At 42.4% G+C, this 22,075-nt stretch carries 11 protein-coding genes and 6 pseudogenes; 9 read left to right on the forward strand and 8 right to left on the reverse strand.

The features are described 5' to 3' along the window. Positions 1–35: 35 nt before the first annotated feature. From I8748_RS36505 to I8748_RS36370, 8 genes and pseudogenes are all read left to right on the forward strand, one after another. Positions 36–305, forward strand: a pseudogene (locus tag I8748_RS36505) (phosphopantetheine-binding protein); the annotation flags it as partial. A gap of 60 nt (positions 306–365) precedes the next feature. Next, positions 366–3,677, forward strand: a pseudogene (locus tag I8748_RS26750) (amino acid adenylation domain-containing protein); the annotation flags it as partial. Positions 3,678–3,836: 159 nt separating this feature from the next. Beyond that, positions 3,837–4,112 (forward strand): annotated as a pseudogene (locus tag I8748_RS36510) (phosphopantetheine-binding protein); the annotation flags it as partial. A gap of 170 nt (positions 4,113–4,282) precedes the next feature. Beyond that, the gene (locus I8748_RS36130; RefSeq protein WP_318781270.1) at positions 4,283–7,099 is read left to right on the forward strand and encodes a non-ribosomal peptide synthetase; all 2,817 of its coding nucleotides are present in this window, start codon (positions 4,283–4,285) and stop codon (positions 7,097–7,099) included. Positions 7,100–7,278: 179 nt separating this feature from the next. Further along, a pseudogene (locus I8748_RS36355) lies at positions 7,279–7,539 on the forward strand (PilZ domain-containing protein); the annotation flags it as partial. Between the two features lie 132 nt (positions 7,540–7,671). Further along, positions 7,672–7,791, forward strand: a pseudogene (locus tag I8748_RS36360) (AMP-binding enzyme); the annotation flags it as partial. Between the two features lie 117 nt (positions 7,792–7,908). Further along, positions 7,909–8,160: pseudogene (locus tag I8748_RS36365) on the forward strand (phosphopantetheine-binding protein); the annotation flags it as partial. Beyond that, positions 8,153–14,734, forward strand: a complete 6,582-nt coding sequence (locus I8748_RS36370) for a type I polyketide synthase (RefSeq protein WP_198127555.1) — start codon at positions 8,153–8,155, stop codon at positions 14,732–14,734. The pseudogene I8748_RS36365 and the gene I8748_RS36370, both read left to right, overlap by 8 nt. A gap of 399 nt (positions 14,735–15,133) precedes the next feature. On the opposite strand, the gene I8748_RS26765 is transcribed toward I8748_RS36370, so the two are convergent. From I8748_RS26765 to I8748_RS26780, 4 genes are all read right to left on the reverse strand, one after another. Next, positions 15,134–16,009, reverse strand: coding sequence for a DUF4388 domain-containing protein (locus I8748_RS26765; protein WP_198127556.1), 876 nt, complete (start codon positions 16,007–16,009; stop codon positions 15,134–15,136). Between the two features lie 307 nt (positions 16,010–16,316). Further along, positions 16,317–16,856, reverse strand: a complete 540-nt coding sequence (locus tag I8748_RS26770; RefSeq protein WP_198127557.1) for a GTP-binding protein — start codon at positions 16,854–16,856, stop codon at positions 16,317–16,319. A 349-nt stretch (positions 16,857–17,205) separates the two neighbouring features. Then, complete coding sequence (locus tag I8748_RS26775; RefSeq protein WP_198127558.1) at positions 17,206–17,577, reverse strand: roadblock/LC7 domain-containing protein; 372 nt, start codon at positions 17,575–17,577, stop codon at positions 17,206–17,208. Positions 17,578–17,674: 97 nt separating this feature from the next. Continuing rightward, positions 17,675–18,145: a hydrocarbon-binding protein gene (locus I8748_RS26780; protein ID WP_198127559.1), complete on the reverse strand. Its 471-nt coding sequence runs from the start codon at positions 18,143–18,145 to the stop codon at positions 17,675–17,677. A 961-nt stretch (positions 18,146–19,106) separates the two neighbouring features. Between I8748_RS26780 and hisC the strand changes: the two genes are divergently transcribed. Beyond that, positions 19,107–20,168: a histidinol-phosphate transaminase gene (hisC, locus tag I8748_RS26785; protein WP_198127560.1), complete on the forward strand. Its 1,062-nt coding sequence runs from the start codon at positions 19,107–19,109 to the stop codon at positions 20,166–20,168. Positions 20,169–20,294: 126 nt separating this feature from the next. Here the strand turns inward: hisC and hpxZ are convergent, their stop codons facing one another. From hpxZ to I8748_RS35850, 4 genes are all read right to left on the reverse strand, one after another. Then, the gene (gene hpxZ / locus I8748_RS26790; RefSeq protein WP_198127561.1) at positions 20,295–20,681 is read right to left on the reverse strand and encodes an oxalurate catabolism protein HpxZ; all 387 of its coding nucleotides are present in this window, start codon (positions 20,679–20,681) and stop codon (positions 20,295–20,297) included. Between the two features lie 54 nt (positions 20,682–20,735). Further along, positions 20,736–21,335 (reverse strand): MFS transporter, encoded by a 600-nt coding sequence (locus tag I8748_RS26795; protein ID WP_198127562.1) that lies wholly within the window; start codon positions 21,333–21,335, stop codon positions 20,736–20,738. Between the two features lie 175 nt (positions 21,336–21,510). Further along, a complete protein-coding gene (locus tag I8748_RS35400) occupies positions 21,511–21,843 on the reverse strand; it encodes a transposase family protein (protein WP_318781272.1) in 333 nt (110 codons plus the stop codon). Then, positions 21,800–21,928, reverse strand: a complete 129-nt coding sequence (locus I8748_RS35850) for a hypothetical protein (RefSeq protein ID WP_263976782.1) — start codon at positions 21,926–21,928, stop codon at positions 21,800–21,802. The genes I8748_RS35400 and I8748_RS35850 overlap by 44 nt, the downstream gene beginning before the upstream one ends. Positions 21,929–22,075: the final 147 nt, after the last annotated feature.

A 22,075-nucleotide genomic window follows, 5' to 3' on the forward strand; every position in this document is an offset into this window, starting at 1 on the left:
GGAGTTTCCTGCAAGAAAAGCTACCTGAGTACATGATGCCCGATCGCTTGCTTTTGTTGGAATCCCTGCCAATTACGCCCAACGGTAAAGTTGATCGTCAAGCACTACCAGCCCCTGATGCGTCTCGGCCGGAACTTGCAGAAAACTTTGTACCACCGCGCACACCTATCGAAACAGGACTAGCAGAAATTTGGGCTGAAGTCCTGGGAATAGAACGAGTTGGTATTCAAGACAACTTTTTAGAATTAGGCGGACAATCCTTACTCGCCATTCAGGTGGTTTCCCGCATCCGCGACAGCTACCAGGTAGACTTGCCGATGCGATCGCTATTTGACTCGCCTACCATTGCCCAACTTGCCCAAGAAATCGCAACCAACCAAGAAAAACCTAGCTTGCAAGCACCTCCTATTCTTCCTATTCCTCGGAATCAAAACTTGCCGCTTTCGTTTTCACAACACCGCTTGTGGTTCTTTGAGCAATTGGTTCCTAGTACCGCCTTATCTAACCAATCTGCGGATATTCGCCTCCCTGGTTTGCAGAATCCAACTGCCCTAGAACAAAGTTTTAACGAAATTATCCGGCGACACGAAATTTGGCGCACCACGTTTGAAATGGCGGATGGACAACCTGTTCAAGTCATTCATCCTGCTCCTTATATTGCTTTACCCGTTATAGATTTGCAAACGCTTCCCCCAGCCGAGGGAGAAGCCGAAGCATTGCGACTCGCAAGCGTTCAAGCACAGAAACCGTTTGACTTAACTGAACTCCCTCTACTACGAGCGATTTTAGTCAGGCTGAGTGAGACAGATTATCGATTGTACATGACGATGCACCATCTAATCTTTGATGGCGTTTCTCTGTACAACGTCTTTTTGCAAGAATTGGCGGTACTTTACCAAGCTTTCTGTGAAGGTAAACCTTCCCCATTACCAGAATTATCAATCCAATATGCAGACTTTGCTTACTGGCAACGGCAATGGTTGCAAGATGAAATTCTCGCACCTCAACTGAATTATTGGCAAAAACATCTTGCTAATCTCTCGATGCTGCAATTGCCAACAGACCGTCCGCGTCCAGCAATGGAAACTTTTCGAGGCGCTAGACATTCGGTGAAATTGCCCAAAGCCTTGACAGATGAACTCAAAGCCCTAAGCAGTCGTGAGGGAGTTACTTTATTTATGACTTTGCTAGCCGCACTCAAAACCGTGCTAGCACGTTATGCTCGACAAGATGACGTGAGTGTAGGGGCGGTCATTTCCGGGTCGAATCGTCCCGAAATTGCTGGGTTAATTGGGTTTTTAATTAATAACTTGGTGTTGCGGACAGACCTTTCCGGTGATCCTAGTTTCCGAGAATTGCTCTTGCAAGTCCGGGAAGTTACTTTAGGCGCTTACGCTAACCAAGATGTGCCCTTCCAAAAATTAGTTGAAGTGCTGCGACCGGAACGCCATCTTGGTCAGCACCCCTTATTTCAAGTACTATTCGTTCTGGAACCACCAACACCTGCGCTCTTGTCTGGATGGAGTTTGCGTCCCCTAATTGTGGATACGGGAACCTCAAATATGGATATGACACTTTCTCTCGACGATCGCCCGGAAGGTTTAGTAGGTTACTTTGAGTACAATAGCGACTTATTTGATGCAGCAACCATCGTGCGGATGGTCGGACATTTCCAAACTGTTTTAGAAGCGATTGTGGCAAATCCAGCACAGAAAGTAAGAGAATTACCCTTACTAACAGCACCAGAAAAGCAACAGTTGCAAGCTTGGAACGATACCCAAACAAATTATCCTCTGAATATATGTTTGCATGAATTATTTGCAGCCCAAGTTGAACGTTCTCCCGATGTCGTTGCAGTTATCTTTGATGGGTTAGAAGCTGGTGGCAATACTCTAACCTATAACCAACTCAACCAACATGCTAATCAACTCGCTCATTACTTAAAATTTCAAGGTGTAGGAAAAGATGTGCTAGTTGGTATTTGCATGGAACGCTCTTTAGATACAATCGTCGGACTGCTAGGAATATTAAAAGCTGGTGGTGCTTACGTGCCTTTTGATCCTGGGTATCCTAAAGAACGTTTAGCTTTCATGCTTGAAGATGCTCAAGTGAGCATCCTACTTACTCAGTCACAGTTAGTTGATTCTCTTCCACCGCACCAAGCACAAGTTATTTGTTTAGATACCGACTGGTTAAGTATTGCCCAATGTAGTCAAGAAAATCCCCACAACCAAGTCAGCCCAGAAAACTTAGTGTATGTCATTTATACCTCTGGCTCAACCGGCAAGCCAAAAGGGGCGATGAATACTCACCAAGGAATCTGCAATCGTTTATTGTGGATGCAGAAGACTTATGGATTAACAGAGAGCGATCGCATTTTACAAAAAACACCCTTCAGTTTTGACGTATCTGTCTGGGAATTTTTCTGGCCGTTAATTACAGGCGCTCGTTTAATTATTGCTCAACCAGGCGGACATCAAGATAGTAGTTACTTGGTAAAGGTAATCATCCAGCAGCAAATTACAACGCTGCACTTTGTTCCTTCCATGCTACAAGTCTTTTTAGAAGAGCCTCAAGTTACAAGTTGCAACAGCATCAAACGCATTATCTGTAGTGGTGAAGCGTTATCTGTGAGTCTGCAAAAGCGTTGTTTTGCTGTATTGAATGCCGAACTACACAACCTCTACGGCCCAACAGAAGCCGCCATTGACGTAACCGCCTGGAAATGCCAGCCAGATAGCAATCTATCAATTGTTCCCATCGGTCGCCCCATCAGCAATACACAAATTTATCTGTTAGATTCTCATTTGCAACCTGTACCTGTGGGGGTTCCGGGAGAACTTTACATTGGCGGCGTTGGTGTTGGACGAGGCTACCTCAATAGACCGGAATTGACGCAAGAGAAGTTTGTTGATAATCCTTTTGGTGAAAGCAGGGGTGATGAGGGAGCATTTATAACTCCTAACTCCTCACTCCTAACTCCTAACTCTTCACTCTTAACTCCTAATTCACTCAGCACTCCTAAGCGTTTGTATAAAACCGGGGATTTGGCTCGTTATTTGCCTGATGGCAATATTGAATACCTGGGGCGACTCGATTATCAGGTGAAATTGCGGGGATTCCGTATCGAACTGGGGGAAATTGAGGCGGTGTTAAGCCAACATCCAGATGTACGGGAAGCGATCGCGATCGCCCAAGATGATCCAACGGGTGATCAGCGACTTCTGGCTTATGTTGTCGCTGCTCATTATCCAGAACGAGTGCCTTATCAAGTTGCTTGTGCAGTAGAATTTACTGGCAAGGGTACAGCCACTCTGGAAACTGAAGACATCTCTATCACTGGTATTTGTTTGGTAGGTATTAATATTGATTTAGAATCAGGGCAGCCTGTCCGCATACGTCTGCAATTACCAGGTTCCAATGAGGAAAGGTGGCTGTTGGGAAGTATCGCTTGGTATCAAGGAAATCGAGCAGGTATCCAACTCGACCTCACACCCGAACAGCAACAATTGTGGGAGCGAGGCGTTCATTACCTCTTGGAAAGCCAAGGCTTTTTAAAAGTTTGGCAGCGTACAGTTAGTGCAAACTTACGAAATTTCCTCAAGCATAAATTACCTGACTACATGGTGCCTGCTAGTTTTATTCTGCTGGATGCTCTGCCTCTGACTCCTAGTGGCAAAGTGGATCGCAAAGCTTTGCAACAACGCTCAGCAACTGTAGCACTAGCTAAACCCGAATCAACAACAGGATTTGCCGCACCTCGTACTGCTATTGAACAAGCTATTGTTGATATTTGGGCTGAAGTTCTCAAACGTGACCAAATCGGCATCCGCGACAATTTCTTAGATTTGGGAGGACACTCGCTACTAGCAACGCAGGTAATTTCTAGATTACGTAGTCTGTTCCAAGTAGATTTGCCCTTGCGCCTGATGTTTGAGTCTCCCACTGTGGCGGAACTAGCTGAAGCGATCGCTCAACTTCAAGGCACTTCAGTAACATCAGAACCTGCCATTACATCAGTTTCTCGCGGCAGGTATCGTATGAAGCGCTCTTCGCTGAAAAATGAGACGGATAGCTTGGGTGAAAGAAGAGAGCAGGGGGAGCGGGGGTAGCTTTCTTGAGCAGGGGGAGAAAGAGTCTATTCATCGTCTTCCCTCTCCAAATTGAATAATTTAATTTCTGGAAGTCCCCTAGACATCATCAACTATTAACGAGGATATCGGTAAACCCGACCCTACTGGCGCGGCTGTATTGAACTATAAAAGTGAATAAAGATTAACAAATGATACAAAAGCTTCCTAGCAATTCCTCTGAGGCTGTGAAAAACTCTTCGGGTACTGATGATACCAAGTTGCATTCAGAAACAGCATCTAGAAATGGAGAAGATGAAAAAGTAACACCCCCCTCATCTCCCTCATCCCCCTCATCTCCCTCATCCCCCTCATCTCCCTCATCTGCCGAGGAAGAAGTCTTTGTCTTTCCTCTCTCCTTTGCTCAGCAACGGTTGTGGTTTCTCGATCAGTTAATTCCCAAAAGTGCAATTTATAACATTCCCGGTGCTGTTCAATTCCACGGACAACTAGATCGGGTAGCACTAGAGAAAAGTTTTCAGGAAATTGTTCTTCGCCATGAGGTTCTGCGAACAACATTTGCGATCGCCCGTATATGCCCGGAGGGCAGTCTTGACGACTGCCCTCCCCCTGAGCTTGGCTCAGGGCAACTCAGCGAAGCTGAGTTGGGGCATAGGGCGCGCTCCGCGATCGCTGATGGACAACCTGTGCAAGCTGTGGCTTCTGGTGAGGAAGAATCTACTCTACAGCGTTATTACTCTTTGCAAGAAATAGACCTGAGCTACTTAAGTGAACCAAACCGCCAGCTTAAAGTTCAGCGATTGGCAACAAAAGAAGCTCAACTACCATTCGATTTAGAACAAGGGCCACTGCTGCGGGTGACGCTTTTACACCTCGCGCAACAGCAGTACACTTTTTTAGTTACGGTACACCACATCATTTCTGATGGATGGTCATTAAGCATTTTTATGCGGGAATTGATGGTACTTTACGAGGCTTTCTCTGAAGGCTTGCCCTCACCTCTTCCTGACCTTGCCATCCAATACGCTGACTTTGCCGTCTGGCAGCGACAGTGGTTGCAAGGTGAATCGCTCTTCAGTAAACTCGCTTATTGGCAGCAGCAACTGGGCGGTTGTTTGCCTGTGCTGCAACTTCCTACTCAGCGATCGCGACCTAACGTCCTGTCTTTTCGGGGGGCGCGACAACCGTTCAGTCTATCTTCAAACCTCACACAGACGCTGAAAACTTTTGCTCGTACCGAAGGTGTCACTTTATTTATGACGCTGCTAGCGGTGTTCAAAATCTTACTCTACCGTTACACAGCACAAGAAGATATTTTAGTCGGTTCGCCTATTGCTAATCGCCAACATTCAGAATTAGAAGGGGTAATGGGCTTTTTTGTCAATACTTTGGTGTTACGAACTGACCTCTCTGGCAATCCGACGTTTCGGCAATTGCTGGCTAGAGTAAGGGAAGTAGCGCTAGAAGCTGATGCTCACCAAGATGTACCTTTCGAGAAATTGGTGGAAGTACTGCAACCTAAACGCGAACTGAGTTGGAACCCTTTATTTCAAGTTGCGTTTGTGATTGCCCCGCCGATGCCAGCCCTGACTCCACCGTGGAGTTACAGCCAGCTCGATGTGGATACGGGTACGGCAAAGTTCGATTTAACACTAGCTTTAGAGGAAAGACCAGACGGTTTCATCGGCGTGTTTGAATACAGCACCGATTTGTTTGCCGCAGATGCGATCGCTCGGATGGTTGGACATTTCCAAACTTTACTAGAAGGCATTCTGGCCAATCCAGACCAACCTATTGGCAAGTTACCGTTGCTGACTCAGCCAGAATGGCAGCAGATGCAGTTGTGGAATCACACCCAAACCGATTATCCTGACAATACCTGTATTCATCAGTTATTTACAGCACAGGTGGAGAAAACACCGGATGCTGTAGCAGTGGTTTTTGGAGATGAGCAACTAACTTACCAACAACTGAATACTAAAGCCAACCAACTAGCGCATTACTTGCAAAATCTCGGTGTCGGGCCAGAAGTGTTGGTGGGGATTTGTGTTGAGCGATCGCTTCATACTCTCATCAGTATTTTAGGCATTCTCAAAGCTGGTGGTGCATACTTGCCACTTGATCCAGCTTATCCTAGCGATCGCTTGGCTTTTATGCTCTGTGATGCACATGTGCCGGTGCTACTAACCCAAAGCACATTGATTGCATCTTTGTCACACTATCAAACGCATGTGATTTGTCTCGATACAGATTGGCAAGATGTTGCTAGATTTAGCAGTGAAAATCCTTCCTGTCAAACAACTGCTGATCACCTTGCCTATGCAATCTATACTTCAGGTTCCACAGGCAAACCCAAAGGTGTAGAAATTCAACACAGGGGTTTGGTTAATCTTGTCACTTGGCATCAACAGGTTTACAACTTAACGCCATCAGATCGAGCGACACAGTTAGCAGGTTCAGCTTTCGATGCTTCTGTATGGGAGGTGTGGCCCTACTTAAGTACGGGAGCAAGTATTTATATCCCGGATGAAGCTACTCGCAGTTCTCCGGCAAAGCTAGTAGAATGGCTAACTCAAAAGGCAATTACCATCTGTTTTTTACCAACTCCCTTAGCAGAAGCAGTCTTGTTAGAGGAATGGCCTCAAGACTTATCTTTAAGGTTTTTACTCACAGGTGGAGATAGGCTACACCCTGTTTCCAAAGCTTTTCCTTTTAGTTTAGTTAACCACTACGGCCCAACAGAAAATACTGTTGTGACGACATGTGCAACAGTTGTTAGCACAAATAATACTTCTCCTCCTATTGGTCGTCCCATCGCCAACACGCAAGTCTATATACTCGACCCCCATCTTCAGCCTGTTCCTATCGGCGTTCCTGGAGAAATATACATCGGTGGAGTAGGGTTAGCACGAGGGTATCTCAATCGACCGGAACTGACCGCTGAAAAGTTTATCTCTAATCCTTTTTGCAACAGCAGGGATGCAGGGGAGCAGCAGGAGAATTCTTAACTCCTAACTCCTCACTCCGTTTGTATAAAACTGGAGACTTGGCTCGTTATCTGCTTGATAGTAATATAGAATACTTGGGACGGCTTGATAACCAGGTGAAAATTCGCGGGTTTCGCATTGAACTGGGGGAAATTGAGGCGGTTTTGAGTCAGCACCCAGATGTACGGGAAGCTGTAGTTATGGCGCGAGAGGATATATCAGGTGACAAGGCTTTAGTTGGTTATATTGTTCCCAAGCAAACGTTGGATAGAGTGCCTTATCAGAGTGAGTGTTTGGCACAATTGAACGGCTACGGGACGGTAAAAGTCGAAACTGAAGACATTTCTGTTGGAGGTGTCTGCTTGGTGGGAGTGCCAGAAATGACTGCTCAAAATATCCGTTTGTGTATTAAATTACCAGGCTCCAGTGATAGCCAGTGGTTTTCCGGTGAAATTGTTTGGCAGCAAGGAAAAAGAGTAGGAGTTAAATTTCAGCTTGCACCATCCCAACAAGCGATTCTGAATCAAAGTGTTGAGTATCTTCTCAAAACTGGCGGATTTCTAAAAGTTTTACAACGTACGGCTGCTCAAAGTTTACGAAACTTTCTCAAAAAGCAGTTACCTGACTATATGGTGCCTTCTAGCTTTGTGTTTCTTGATGCTTTGCCACAAACTCCGAATGGCAAGGTGGATCGTAAAGCACTCCCTGCACCTGAAGCGCTGGGGTCAGAAGTAGACACGACGTACATCGCACCCCAGACGGAAATAGAACAAGCGATCGCAGCAATTTGGCAACAAGTCTTGCAATTAAACCAAGTCGGGTTACATGACAATTTCTTCGACTTGGGTGGTCATTCTCTGCGGATGGCGCAAGTTCACAATCAGTTGCGCCATGTGTTGCAGCAAGAAGTCTCGATGGTGGAATTGTTTCAATATCCCACGGTAAGCGCTTTAGCTAAACATTTGAATCAGAAAAACGCAGCACAAACTATTTTTGCACATAGCCAAGAACGCGCCAATAAGCAAAAACAAGCCCTACATCTACAAAAACAAAAAAATCAAAGGAAAAAGCAAAATGGATAATCTAGAAAGCCACGAAGCCTTAGAAGGAATTGCCATTGTTGGTCTGGCAGGGAGATTTCCAGGTGCTAAAAATGTGGACGAATTTTGGCAGAATCTTAAGGACGGCGTAGAGTCTATTTCTTTTTTCTCTGAACAAGAATTAGCATCAAATGGCATTGATGCAGCAGTATTTCGTAACCCTAACTACGTTAAAGCTAAAGCAGTTTTAGATGATATCGATTTATTTGATGCTGCTTTTTTTGGCTTTAGTCCCAAAGAAGCCACTATTACCGATCCACAACATCGCATCTTTTTAGAGTCTGCTTGGGAAGCGTTAGAAAATGCAGGTTATAACCCTGAAACCTATACAGGTGCAATTGGTGTGTATGCGGGGGTGGGGATGAGTGGCTATTTGTTGAATCACCTTTTTAGCAACTCTGAATTAACCCGTTCAGCTGGTGCTTATCAAATGATAATTGCCAACGATAAAGATTTCTTGCCCACTCGCGTTTCATATAAACTTAACCTCAAAGGGCCAAGTATTAATATTCAAACTGCTTGTTCGACTTCTTTAGTTGCTACCTGTATGGCGTGCCAAAGTTTGTTGAATTATCAATGTGATATCGCTTTGGCGGGAGGAGTTTCTATTAGTTTGCCGCAAAAAGCGGGTTATTTGTATCAAGAAGGCATGATTTTTTCCCCTGACGGTCATTGTCGGGCTTTTGATGCCCAAGCGCAGGGAACCTTAGCGGGGAGTGGCGTGGGAATTGTTGTTTTAAAACGATTAGAAGATGCGATCGCAGATGGTGATACTATCCATGCCATCATCAAAGGCTTTGCTTTGAACAATGATGGCTCGATGAAAGTAGGTTACACTGCTCCCAGTGTAGACGGTCAAGCGGAAGTTATTGCTCAGGCGTTGGCAATGGCGGAAGTTGATCCAGAAACTGTTAGTTATATCGAAGCACACGGTACCGGAACACCTTTAGGCGATCCCATTGAAATTGCCGCACTCACAAAAGCTTTTCGCGCCAGCACTCAAAAAAAGAATTTTTGTGCCATTGGTTCAGTAAAAACAAATATCGGACATTTGGATGTAGCAGCAGGCGTTACAGGTTTAATCAAAACTATTCAGGCACTTAAATATCAATCTTTACCGCCAAGTTTGCACTTTGAAACTCCTAATCCCAAAATTGATTTTGCTAACAGTCCTTTTTACGTTAATACTAAACTAGTTGAATGGCAAAAAAATGGCAGTCCTCGCCGTGCTGGAGTTAGTTCGTTTGGTATTGGTGGTACGAATGCTCATGTTGTTTTAGAAGAAGCACCTGTTGGGAAGCAGGGGTGCAAGGGTGCAAGGGGGCGGGGGAGAAGTTATCAGTTGTTGTTAGTTTCAGCTAAATCTGAGTCTGCATTGAATACAGCTACGCACAACTTAATTGAACATTTAAAACAATATTCTAAATTAAATTTGGCTGATGTGGCTTATACGTTGGCTGTTGGGCGTAAGGCTTTTAATCATCGGCAAATACTTGTTTGTAGTGATTTACAAGAGGCGGTAACGGCACTTTCTCAACTTGATAAACGAGTTTTGACAAATACTCAAGAATCCCAACAACCAACTATCACATTCATGTTTTCTGGACAAGGTTCTCAATACGTGAATATGGCGTTGGAACTTTATCAAGTTGAACCGATATTTCGTGAACAAATTGATAAATGCTCGGAATTTCTGAAACTTTATTTAGGATTAGATTTGCGTGATGTTTTGTATCCTAGTGAGGAACAAGCAGAAAGCGCCGCACAGCAATTAAAGGAAACGGCAATTACACAACCAGCGCTATTTGTAATTGAGTATGCATTAGCGCAATTATTGATGTCCTGGGGTGTGCGTCCTCAAGCTGCAATTGGGCATAGTATTGGTGAATATGTGGCGGCGTGTATTGCTGGCGTATTCTCTTTAGAAGATGCTTTGTCACTGGTTGCGGCGCGGGGGCGACTAATGCAGCAAATGCCTGCTGGAGCTATGCTAGCTGTAAGTTTAACAGAAACAGAAGCGCGATCGCACCTCAATGAAAATCTTTCTCTAGCAGTCATCAATTCCCCTGCTAGTTGCGTGATTGCAGGTACCATTGCAGCCATAGATGCTTTAGAACAGCAGCTACTCGCACAAGGTGTAGAAAGTCGCCGCTTGCATACTTCTCATGCGTTTCATTCGCAGATGATGGAACCTATTTTAGAACCTTTCATCCAACTAGTCAGGAAAGTAAAGCTAAATTCCCCAAAAATTCCCTATATTTCTAACGTCACGGGAACTTGGATAACTGCCCAAGAAGCTACTGACCCCAACTATTGGGCGCTACATCTGCGTCAAACAGTGCGCTTTGCTGATGGTGTAGAAAAGTTAATGCAAGATTCTCACCGAATTTTATTAGAAGTTGGGCCTGGGAGAACTTTAACGACACTGGCAAAGCAAAATCCTCACAAGGATGCAAAACTGATTCTTTCTTCCTTACGCCATCCCCAAGAACAACAATCAGATGTAGCATTTTTGTTAAATGCTTTAGGACGACTTTGGCTAACGGGTGTAGAAATTGATTGGTCAGAGTTTTATACTAGTGAACAACATTATCGTGTGCCATTGCCAACCTATCCGTTTGAACGTCAACGATATTGGGTTGAACCACAAGCTTTATCTGAACAGCAACAGAAAGTTAGCAATTCTTGGCTGTGGAAAGCGGCGGTTGAGGCGGGTGAAAAACAAGCACTTGCTGACATCTCAAAATTTACTCACCCAACTTATTTAGCTAAACAACAATGCTTAGATCATCTATGCGTTGCTAATTTGAATCTCATTTTGAAAGATTTGGGTGCTTTTAGTCAGCCTACTGACAAATACTCAATTGAAGATTTGTTAGAGCAATTTCTAATTTTGCCACAACACAAACAATTGCTGTCTCAATGGCTGCAAGTTTTGGTAGAACAAGGACAGTTGCAGCAAGAAGGGGAAGTCTTTAGCAATTTGCTACCAATTTCTGATGAGGCTTTTGAGGCTTTGGTAGCAGAAGTCAAACTCAAATGGGCAGATACTCCCTTATGGGCTGACCCTATTTTACTAGCTCGTGAAAAGCTTCCGTCTTTATTAACAGGTAAAGAAAACTCTCTAAATTTGCTGTTTACTCAAGACTCTTTGGCACATACAGAGCGTATTGCTTTAGATTGGCCGATGCTGTCTTACTATAATGCGATCGCAAAAACCATTCTGCAACAAATTATCAAATCATTACCATCCCAAGTCAAGCTGAGAATTTTAGATATTGGCGCAGGGATGGGGTTAACAACAACACATTTACTCCCCGTACTCCCACCACAACAAACTACCTACGTTTATACAGATGTGGCGCGTCTATTTTTGGACAACGCTAAACAAAAGTTTTGCAACTATCCCTTTATCGAGTATAAACTGCTTGATATCGAGCGATCGCCCCAAGAACAAGGGTATGATTTGCATAGCTTTAATGTGATTGTCGCCGCTAACGTCCTGCATGTCACCCAAAACATCAAAGAAAGTCTAGATCATGTCCGTTCTTTATTAGCTCCTGGGGGTCTGCTGTTAATTTGGGAGGTAACGCAACCTCAATTAATCTACAATGTCACCGATGGCTTATGGATGAAACCTTTGCAGGATGGAGAACGCACTCAAGCAAATCCGTTTTTGTCTAAGGAACAGTGGCAGCAGGCATTATTAACGCATGGATTTGTTGAAGTTGGTATTATACCAGAAAATAATGATTTTGGCTACCATATTTTCCTAGCTCAAGCACCCATATCAGATGCAGCACCTCTAGCTTTCACACAAACCAAAGAATCTAAAGAGGCTGATACCTCTTTGAAGAAAAAATCAGATATTGGTGACTGGTTTTATATTCCCTCTTGGCAACGTTCTTTAATTCCAGTGCGAAATGATAGCTTTGTGAAAAAGCCTTCCTGCTGGCTGGTATTTGTAGATGAGTGCGGTTTAGGCGATCGCATCGGCAATCAGCTAGAATTTGCAGGTGAAGATGTGATTACTGTGAGGATTGGAGAGCATTTTAGTAGCGATAGCCAAAACGCCTACAAGCTTAATCCCTCACAGCACCAAGATTATGAAACTTTATGGCAAGAACTGCAAAAGCTCAATAAGCTACCACAAAAGATTGTACATTTGTGGAGTGTTACGCCTGAAGAGTTTTTAGAAACGAGATTTGAACGAGTAGAAAATTTACAAAATTTGGGGTTATGGAGTTTACTATTTTTAGCGCAAGCATTAGGTAAACACAATTTCAGTGAACATCTACAAATTGCAGTTATTTCTAACAACTTGCAAGAAGTAACAGGCGAAGAGAATCTATGTCCAGAAAAAGCAACTTTACTTGGGCCATGTAAAGTTATTCCGCAAGAATATCTGAATATTTCTTGTCGCAGTATTGATATAGTTCTGCCCAAATTTGGTAGTCAGCAACGAGAAAAGTTAATTAGCAATTTGTTGACAGAACTAACCATTGAAACCTCAGATCCTGTCATCGCCTATCGTGGTAATCATCGTTGGGTACCAACCTTTGCACCAGTGCAACTAGATAGAAGTGAAAAAGTAACACCCAAGTTAAAAAATGGCGGAGTTTATCTAATTACAGGCGCATTAGGCGGTATTGGTTTAGTTTTGGCGGAATATCTGGCAAAAACGGTAAAGGCAAAATTAGTGTTACTTGGGCGATCGCATTTTCCGGCAAAATCAGAGTGGGAACAATGGCTGTTGACTCATGACGAACAAGATAGCGTCAGTGTCAAAATCCGCCAATTGCAAGCAATGGAGGCGTTAGGTGCAGAAATAGCGATCGCAATTGCAGACGTGGCAAACTTAGAACAGATGCAAGTGGTTATTGATGGAGTTAGCGATCGCTTCGGTACAATTAATGGTGTGATTCATGCCGCCGGTGTCATGCCAGGAGGTATGATTCAACTGAAAACAGCAGAAAATATATCTAATTTACTAGCACCGAAAGTAATAGGGACTTTGGTATTAGATACTTTACTTCAGGATTTTGATTTAGATTTCTTTATTCTTTGTTCGTCACTCAATTCCTTTTTAGCAGGATTGGGACTTGTAGATCATTGTGCTGCAAATTCGTTTTTAGATGCCTTTGCTAACTATAAAGCTTCTCGCTCAAATACCTTAATAACTTCAATTAATTGGGATGGTTGGCAAGAGGTTGGGCAAGCGGCTACCGTTAAAGTATCAAGACAACTGCAACAATGGCGTGAAGTTAGTTTTCAACAAGGTATTTTGCCTCAAGAAGGGGTAGAAGCGTTTGACTACATTTTAAATAGTAGGTTGCCGCAAGTTTTGATATCAACTCAAGATTTTCTCATGCGATTTGAGCAGTTTAGCGCGGCTAAAGAATTGCAATATTTGCAATCTCACCAACAGGCTAACTCATCTAAACCAAATCATTCTAGACCAAAATTGAGTCAAGTTTATGTCGCACCTCGCAGTCAATTAGAGCAGACTATAACTCAAATTTGGCAACAATCTTTAGGAATTGAACTAGTAGGAATTGACGATGACTTCTTTGAATTGGGAGGCGATTCTTTACTCGCCGTCCATTTAATCGCCAAAATCAGCGAAGCCACGCAAACGAAGTTATCACCCCACAGCTTAATGGATGCACCTACGATTGCAAACTTAGCTCAATTAATTACTCACAATGCCTCACCGTCTCAACTAACTAATGGACAAGCCAAGCCAGAGTTACCCTCGACGCTGGTAGAAATGCAGTCTCTTGGTTCTAAACCACCGCTTTTCCTCGTCCATCCTATTGGCGGTCACGTCTATATCTATCGGGATTTAGCTCAATATTTAAACTCAGACCAACCAGTTTATGGATTGCAAGCACAAGGCATCGATGGCAAGACAACCCCTCTAACTCAAGTTGAGGAAATGGCTACTCACTATATTGAAGCACTGCGCGTTGTTCAACCAGTGGGGCCTTATTTTCTGGGCGGGTCTTCTTTTGGCGGTACAATCGCCTATGAAATGGCACAGCAACTTCACGCCCAAGGTGAAAAAGTAGCGTTACTTGCTCTAATTGATACTCCTGGCGTTGGTCATATGCCCTCAGAAAATATCGAAGATGATGAAATCAAAATCATGTCTTACGCCTTGGGTGTGGGTGCCAACATTCCCGTAGCTACAGAACATTTGCAGCAACTGAGTACTGAGGAGCAACTGCAATACTTTTTAGAGCAAGGAAAAACAGCATTGAGAATGCCTGCTGATTTTAGCTTAACTGAATTGCAAATTTACTACAATCTGTTCAAGATTAATATTAAAGCCATGCGAAACTATGTCCCGCAACCTTATGCTGGTCGAGTCATCTTTTTTAAGGCAAGCAACTGTGATTCTTTCAACCCACAAAACCCAGAACTCGGTTGGCAAGATTTAGCAATGGCAGGGCTAGAAATCCACCAAGTGCCAGGCAATCACATTACAATGAATTTCCCGCCTCACGTCCAAGTGATGGCTAAGTGGTTAACAGTATACTTGGAGAGCAATTAACGAAAAATCAAGCATATTAAAGCCCAATAAAGTTCAGTTAAGCTTGTCTTCTTACTCTTTGCGACGGCAGTCGCTCATGGGGGAAACCACGCCACATGCTTCAAGTCGGCAGAGCCGCCCAACGCAGTGGCTCCCCAAGACCGCGCTGCCTCTCCTTTGCGCCCTTTGCGGTAGCCTGCGGCAAGCCCTTCGGGTGACGCTCGTACCTCGCTACCGCTGCGCTAACAGCAGTTACTCCACTTGGGGAAACCCCAAGATCGTACTGCTTCACCGCTTACGCGTCTACGTTAAAAAATTGACTTTGACAAAGAGTTTTAGCCTTAACTGAACCGTATTGTATTAAAGCCCCTCTCCGCATCGGAGAGGGGTTGGGGAGAGGTTCATCGAACTCACGCTTGATTATGGTGCTTTATTGCGAAGAAAACCCACTAAATTTTTGAAAAACGATTGACTAATAGCTGGTTTTTGAACAGGCTTTGGGGCTGGTTCGATAAAAGCGGCGGCGGGAAGGGATTCTTGTGGGATTGCTGTGGGAGCAGTAGCAGCCATAAAATATTCTTCTGCCAAACCAACTACAATTAGTCGGTAGGCAATTTGTTGGGCATTTTCTACAGATAATCTGAGTTGACTAGCAATTTTCTGTAGACTAACTTGTCCGTTGACAAATTCCCAGACTTGCCATTCTTGGGCATTTAACTGTAATTGGGGCTGTTTTCCTACCAAACTTGATAAACCTGAAGTCGGGTCTGGTAGTTTATCTTCTAAAGCTTTCCAGTCTCGTAGCGATCGCAAACCCATTAATATGACTTCAGTTGCAGACATACTTATACCTGTCAACTCTGCTAAAGGTATCTTTGATGTTGGCTCAAAGCGAAACAGACCATCCTTGATTTGGAATAAGGTAGATATTGGTCGCAGTACTTGGCTATGAAATAATAGTTTTAATTGTTCCGGTTCTAGCAATCCTTGAGCCTTGAGACATAACCCTAGTGGAGATTCGATGAAACAGGAGGAAATTTGAGTCACCCTAGAAATCACACGTTCACTGATCCATCCCCGTTGAGCAATCATTAACGTCAAGCCTTGTTCATCCAAGCGATCGCCACCTGCTAAGATGCGACCTTGATGCAGCCAAATATAATAAACTTGCTTTGTGCTATTAATTGTTTCTTCGGGTGAAAATTCAATATTAAGTAGTCCTGTCTTTTTACCTTGATCTAAAAAATGTAATAGTTCTGGTAAAGAAAAATCTGCAAAATTTCCAGTAATAGACATGATTTACATCCTTCTGATAAAAATGATTTAAATATTTAGCCAAAAATACTATTGAAGAAGGGGAAGGGGAAGGGGGGAAGGGGGAGGGAACCCCAAAATTAAGATAGAGGTTTCAAGTATGGATGCTGATTTTTATCGCAGTACGTGTCTGGTAGAATCTGATTTGAATATTCTGGGCAATTAAGATAGTAGCTCTATACCATATAGGGAAAAGTTTTAACTTTAATTCCCTTCCCCTTCCCCTTCCCCCTTTTTCTTTCCCCCTTTCTGGCAAATCTTCCCCAAAAAACCATTTTTCAAAAATATATTAAACTGCACAACCTTGCATCGAGTGTTGTACGAGAGCAATAACTGCTTCAGCGACAGAATTTTCTTGCGTTGGATTCACTTTCACAAGAGGAGGTCGGTTATTTTCATCCACATACCCAATAGCAACATACACATCTTCCTCAGACCAAGCTCCTGGACAATCGGTATGTGTTAGCCCAATAATCATAGGAACTTGTACACGTTCCTCGATAAAACGGACGATTTGACGCGCGTTACGGAATTCTCTAGGTCTATGGGCAGCTACGAGTAAGATATAGGCGTGAGCCTTGCGAATTAAAATATCCCACATAAAATCAAAGCGAGATTGACCAGGTGTACCATAAAGGTGTAGTGCCATATTTGGCCCAAATTGCAACCTACCAAAATCAAAAGCAACAGTGGTTCTTTGCTTGAGCAATGCTGTTTCGTCAGTTGCACGAGTATCTGTATCTACCACTTCAATTTCACTAATGGAACGAATAAATGTAGACTTGCCTGCACCAACCGTTCCTGTGACAATTAAACGCATAATTTCCATGTTTATTTACTCCATAAAAACTAATTATTAGCGATTTATTATTTACTCATTTTTTAATTAAATCCCACCTTAATTTTAGAAATTAATGAATTGAAATATAATGAAGGTTAGGGGTTTACTGATTTGATTAAACAATAATTTAATTGGTAATTAAAAAGTTCCTTATAGTAGCAAATATTTGTCTACAAGGAACTGAGAATTTATATCATGTCCGGCTAATTGCTTATTATTCCAAGTTAAGTGTGCAAAAACCTTAAAACCCTCTCCCCTGCTTCTCTACCGCCTTAATAAAAAGTCTCTAGCCAGACGTGATATTAGTTACTTTTGAGATGGACTTTTACATTATTACTTACGCTAAAACTAGTTTAAGTTCTGCAAGAACACGTTTGATTTCTAACATTAGCAATCCCTGTTTAGCAGTTTCACTAGCTAAGACAAGCAAAACAGCGTCTTCCCCGCAACCAGTCAAAACACCAAAACCTTTGTTACCTTCTACAAATATCCGGTCAACGCTACCTCTAGCTAACTCAAGTCCAATACGTTCTCCCAAAGACAGCATGGAAGCTGACATTGCTGATACCCGTTCTTCATCCATTGCTCCAGGTAAACTTGCGCCTAAGGGTAGTCCATCGGGAGTAACAAGTGCTGCTCCTTGAACATCATTAGTAGCAGTGACAAAATTTTGTAAAATCATCCCAAGCTTTTCTGTATTGATAGCCATATAAGTATTCTTTGTTGCTCTGAATTTGAAAGTGAGTATGAAATTTCAGTAAATTGCCAACCAGTGAAAGTATGGTTTAGATTGAATGAAGTGTTACTTATCCAAGAGGAGTAAATTCAAAGACATCATAATTACTACCTCTTAGCACCGATTCGGTATGTACTCCTCTAAAACGGTGTCCAAGTACTTGTTCGAGAGCGCCCCAAATTGCACCCATTGTAAAGGTACACTTGCGTTCTGAATTTGGTGCTTCACCAGCTAAACAAACGGTTTCAGAAGTGTAGGCTTTAATCACCTCACCTTCTGACACAATTTTATGAACAATGCACAATCTAGTGCCTTCTTTCCCTAAAGCTAAAGACAATTTGGCGGCTATACTATCTAAGGAATCTAAAGATCCTGATAAACCCAAATCTTCAGCCAATTTTTTACCCCGCAAACGACCTGCTGTAGTTAATGCTATGGCTGTAGCCTTTTCTCCTAAAGCATCTTCCATGCCTTGAATAACCGATTTAAAGCAGACAATGCTATTAAAATCGCCTAGTTCTTTTCGTAATAAATCTGGCATATCTAAACCTCATGTTGATTTTCATGACTAGAGTCTTGTAACTAAAAATTCAGAGTTACAATCTCTAGACTTGTATGTAAAAATTAACTTTCTAAATCATGTTATAAATTCATGATTTAGCAATATGTAACTGTTTGAAGAAGAATTCAGAAGTCAGAATCAATCAGTCGTGGGTCTGAATTCCCGACTGATTGAAGACCACCAAATTTTCAATTTGGAGGGAGTTTTAAACCCGTTTATTCATCCGCCCTTCGGGTTCGGCAGTTACTCCACTTGGGGAAACCCCAAGACCGTACTGCCTCACCAGTCGCACAGAATTCATACTGAATTCTGGCTCCTAACTCCTGAATTCTATTTAGATAAATCTATGCTTCTTATCAGTTACCTGTTGAGTTAATTATGCTAAAGGAGAAATTAATCTAGTACCGAGAAACTACTGGAATTATTTAAACTTATATTTAACATAAGTTAAGCAAATATAGAGTAATATTACTTAAATTTTAGGTCATATTAGTGATTTCATATTGAAACTCTTAAGAGTCTTGTCTACTTTCTTGATAGCAATTGTGTATGAAGTTGTGCTTAGAGGATGTTTAGAAAGTCGTGAAGTATACTCAAAACCCCTCTCCAAGCCTCTCTCCGTTTCGGGGAGAGGCTTTGAAACCCCTATTCCCTCATAAGTAAGGAAGGGTAGGGGGGTTCAGTTCGGAAGCTTTTGTTGTTAGTAATAATACTTTTTAAACATCCTCTTAGAAGGCTGTTACATGACTGACGAAAAGTTACATCCTCTCTGGGGCAATTTATGAATTGCCTGTAAATGAACAGAGCATAACCTGACATAGAATTGGTATGACATATTTTGATTTGAGTAACAAACAGTTTATTTTAGGAGAAATTTCTTGTAGGTTGGACTTTGCATAATCGCTCCCCTCAACGAAGTTCAAGTCTAATACACAAACTTATGACCGACTATTTCCGCTCTAATGTTGATGCAATGGCTAGTTATGTACCCGGTGAACAGCCTCCACGTGGTACAAACATCATCAAACTCAACAGCAACGAAAATCCATATCCTCCTTCTCCCAAGGCTACGGCTGTGCTAAGGAATATTGATGGCGAATGGTTGCGGCGGTATCCCCAGCCATTTGGGGAAGAATTCCGGCAAGCTACAAGTAAAGTTCTAGGCGTTCCCAGTGATTGGATTATTGTGGGAAATGGGAGTGACGAATTGTTAAGCGTCGTGATTCGTGCCTGTGCAGAACCAGGGCGGAAAGTTGTCTATCCAATGCCAACCTATGTCCTATATCGTACTTTAGCAGAAATGCAAGCAGCGGATATTATTGAAATTAATTACGGTGAGGACTACAGTTTGCCTATAAAAGAACTATTTGCCGCTAATGGTTCTGTAACATTTATTGCTTCACCTAATAGTCCATCGGGGCATGTAGTGCCTAAAAAAGACCTGCAAAAACTAGCAAGTAAGTTATCTGGGATTTTAGTGATTGATGAAGCATATGTGGATTTTGCCGAAGAAAATGCATTGGCTTTGGTAAAAGAACACGAGAACGTGATTGTGATTCGGACACTTTCTAAGGGGTATTCTTTAGCAGGATTGCGATTAGGGTTTGGGGTGGCGAATCCCAAGCTGTTGGATGGATTGTTTAAGGTCAAGGATAGTTATAATATCGATGCGATCGCTTGTGCAGTTGGAACAGCTGCTATTACTGACCAAGATTATAAAAACGCTTGTGTAGCAAAGATTAAAGCATCGCGGGCTAAGTTAGCAACAGACTTAAAACAACTAGGTTTTAAAATTTGGGATTCTCAAACTAACTTTTTGCTGGCACAACCTCCCCAAAAAAACGCAGAATACCTCTATCAAAAACTCAAAGAACAAGGAATTTTAATCCGCTACTTCAAGCAGCCAGGACTTGAAGATAAATTACGCATCACCATTGGCACTGATGAACAAAATCAAACCCTAGTAGAAGCGCTGGTTTATTTGTTAGGGACTGGGGAATAGGGTGATGGAAAGCAGGGGGGATGGGGGGCATGGGGGAGAAATATCTTCTGGCTACATACTCCCACCCGGAAATTCCAAATAGCTCATCAAAACACTCTGACTCTAGTACTAAAGTCATCTGAAAATTCACACAGGTAACAAAGAAACATGTGCTGAAACTACCTTCCATCCCTCTGGAAACCTATACCAAGTCTGGCTTTGCCGTCCAAAACGTTCTACACCATTGATAATACGGCGAAATTCTAGAGTCACAGTTGATGCATCTTTGCCAAACGTCACAACTTTCAGATTCGAGATTTCACGCTCTATTTTTGGGTTCGGTCGAGAGGCGCGAAAGTTACGAATCTCCTCACTACCGTAAAGGTTTTCTGCTAAACCAAAGCGCACTACTTCTGGTGCATCCCAAAATAAACTATCCATCACCTCCAGATTGTTATTAGTCAAAGCTTCTTCATATTGGAGGTACAAATCAGTCAGTTCTTTTACAACAGCAGGGTCATTTACTGTAGTCATTATTTGTTACCAATTTTGCTGATATGGCTGATTATGCCATTTTTCAGATACAAACTAGGAACTACGAATTATTTGGTCACGAAAAGTAGAAATCTGCTGCATAAAAAAGACTGATCCCACAATACAGAAACTCGCACCGATAATCACAGTATTAACAACACCAATACTACTTGCTAGTGCGCCAGCAATCAGATTGCCTATAGGTACTGCGCCTGTAGATGCCATCACGTAAAGTCCTGTAATTTGACCGCGATTTTCATCAGTCACTAATAACTGAAGCACTGTACGACTAGAAATGATCTGTAAAATAAAGCCGAACCCAGCCGCCAACAGTGAAAGCAGCGAAAGCCATAATACACGAGATAAAGCAAAGACAATCAGACTCACTCCCATGAAACCTATCCCCAATGCCAGAACTTTTCCTAACTCCATCACCTTTTTGTGTCCTGTCAAATAGATACTACCAATTAAGGTTCCTAAACTGGAAGCTGTCATTAAAAAGCCGAATGTGTTAGACCCACCTTGTAAAATCTCCTTAGCAAAAATAGGCCCCAACGCTAAATAAAATCCCCAAACACAGCAAACTATAGATGAACCTATCAAGACTGACCGAATTGGTAAAAAATTGAAGGCGTAGCTAAAACTAGCTTTCAATAGACTTATCCGCAAAACGTAAATACTTACTGTGAAGGGGTTTGAGCAATTCAGATTGAATAGGCGATCGCTATCTTACTCTACGATAAAATAGGTGTTTGGCGACATTCTGAGACAAAAAACTAAAATTGAAGTGAAAAGTATAAAACGATGAAATCAATTTCCAAAGAAAAAATTAAATATTAATGGTTAAGGATACTAAGCGATTAAGCCTTAACCTAATCAGTCCGCAAACTGCTAGAATTACCTGACTATATCGATGACGAGCTAGACGGAATTTTTCCGAGGCTACGCGAAATATTTTTACCCGACATATCATGTGTTCAACTGCGATTCTGCGAGACGAAAGTTGTTTATTCTCTTGTTTTTGTAATTCTGAAATTTCTGTATTCTTTCGTTTCTTATGAGGTGTGGTAATAGCATCATCTCCAATATAAGCCTTATCGCCAATAAATCTTTGTGAGTCAGCAAATTCCCAGCCGAGTATCTCGAAACAAATTAATATCACTTTTTTTTCCTAACATTCCCACATAGATATCTACAATATCTTCCCCACCAGGTAAGACAATAAACTGGTTTTTTAGAGTATGCATTTTTTTCTTACCAGAGTAGTATCTTTTTTGTTCTTGATAGTCTACAGGTCAAGATGAGAGCTTGTTCAGCACTATCAACAATTAATTCGTATTCGGACAGCATTCGCTGCAATTCCTGAGATTTTTGACTATCTATTGATGCTTCTT

Source organism: Amazonocrinis nigriterrae CENA67, from assembly GCF_016056305.1.
Classification (GTDB): Bacteria; Cyanobacteriota; Cyanobacteriia; order Cyanobacteriales; family Nostocaceae; genus Amazonocrinis; species Amazonocrinis nigriterrae.

Coding starts and splice junctions, on each gene's coding strand:
- I8748_RS36130 (WP_318781270.1), top strand. CDS start 4,283: ATGATACAAAAGCTTCCTAGCAATTCCTCTGAGGCTGTGAAAAACTCT.
- I8748_RS36370 (WP_198127555.1), top strand. CDS start 8,153: ATGGATAATCTAGAAAGCCACGAAGCCTTAGAAGGAATTGCCATTGTT.
- I8748_RS26765 (WP_198127556.1), bottom strand. CDS start 16,009: ATGTCTATTACTGGAAATTTTGCAGATTTTTCTTTACCAGAACTATTA.
- I8748_RS26770 (WP_198127557.1), bottom strand. CDS start 16,856: ATGGAAATTATGCGTTTAATTGTCACAGGAACGGTTGGTGCAGGCAAG.
- I8748_RS26775 (WP_198127558.1), bottom strand. CDS start 17,577: ATGGCTATCAATACAGAAAAGCTTGGGATGATTTTACAAAATTTTGTC.
- I8748_RS26780 (WP_198127559.1), bottom strand. CDS start 18,145: ATGCCAGATTTATTACGAAAAGAACTAGGCGATTTTAATAGCATTGTC.
- hisC (WP_198127560.1), top strand. CDS start 19,107: ATGACCGACTATTTCCGCTCTAATGTTGATGCAATGGCTAGTTATGTA.
- hpxZ (WP_198127561.1), bottom strand. CDS start 20,681: ATGACTACAGTAAATGACCCTGCTGTTGTAAAAGAACTGACTGATTTG.
- I8748_RS35850 (WP_263976782.1), bottom strand. CDS start 21,928: ATGCATACTCTAAAAAACCAGTTTATTGTCTTACCTGGTGGGGAAGAT.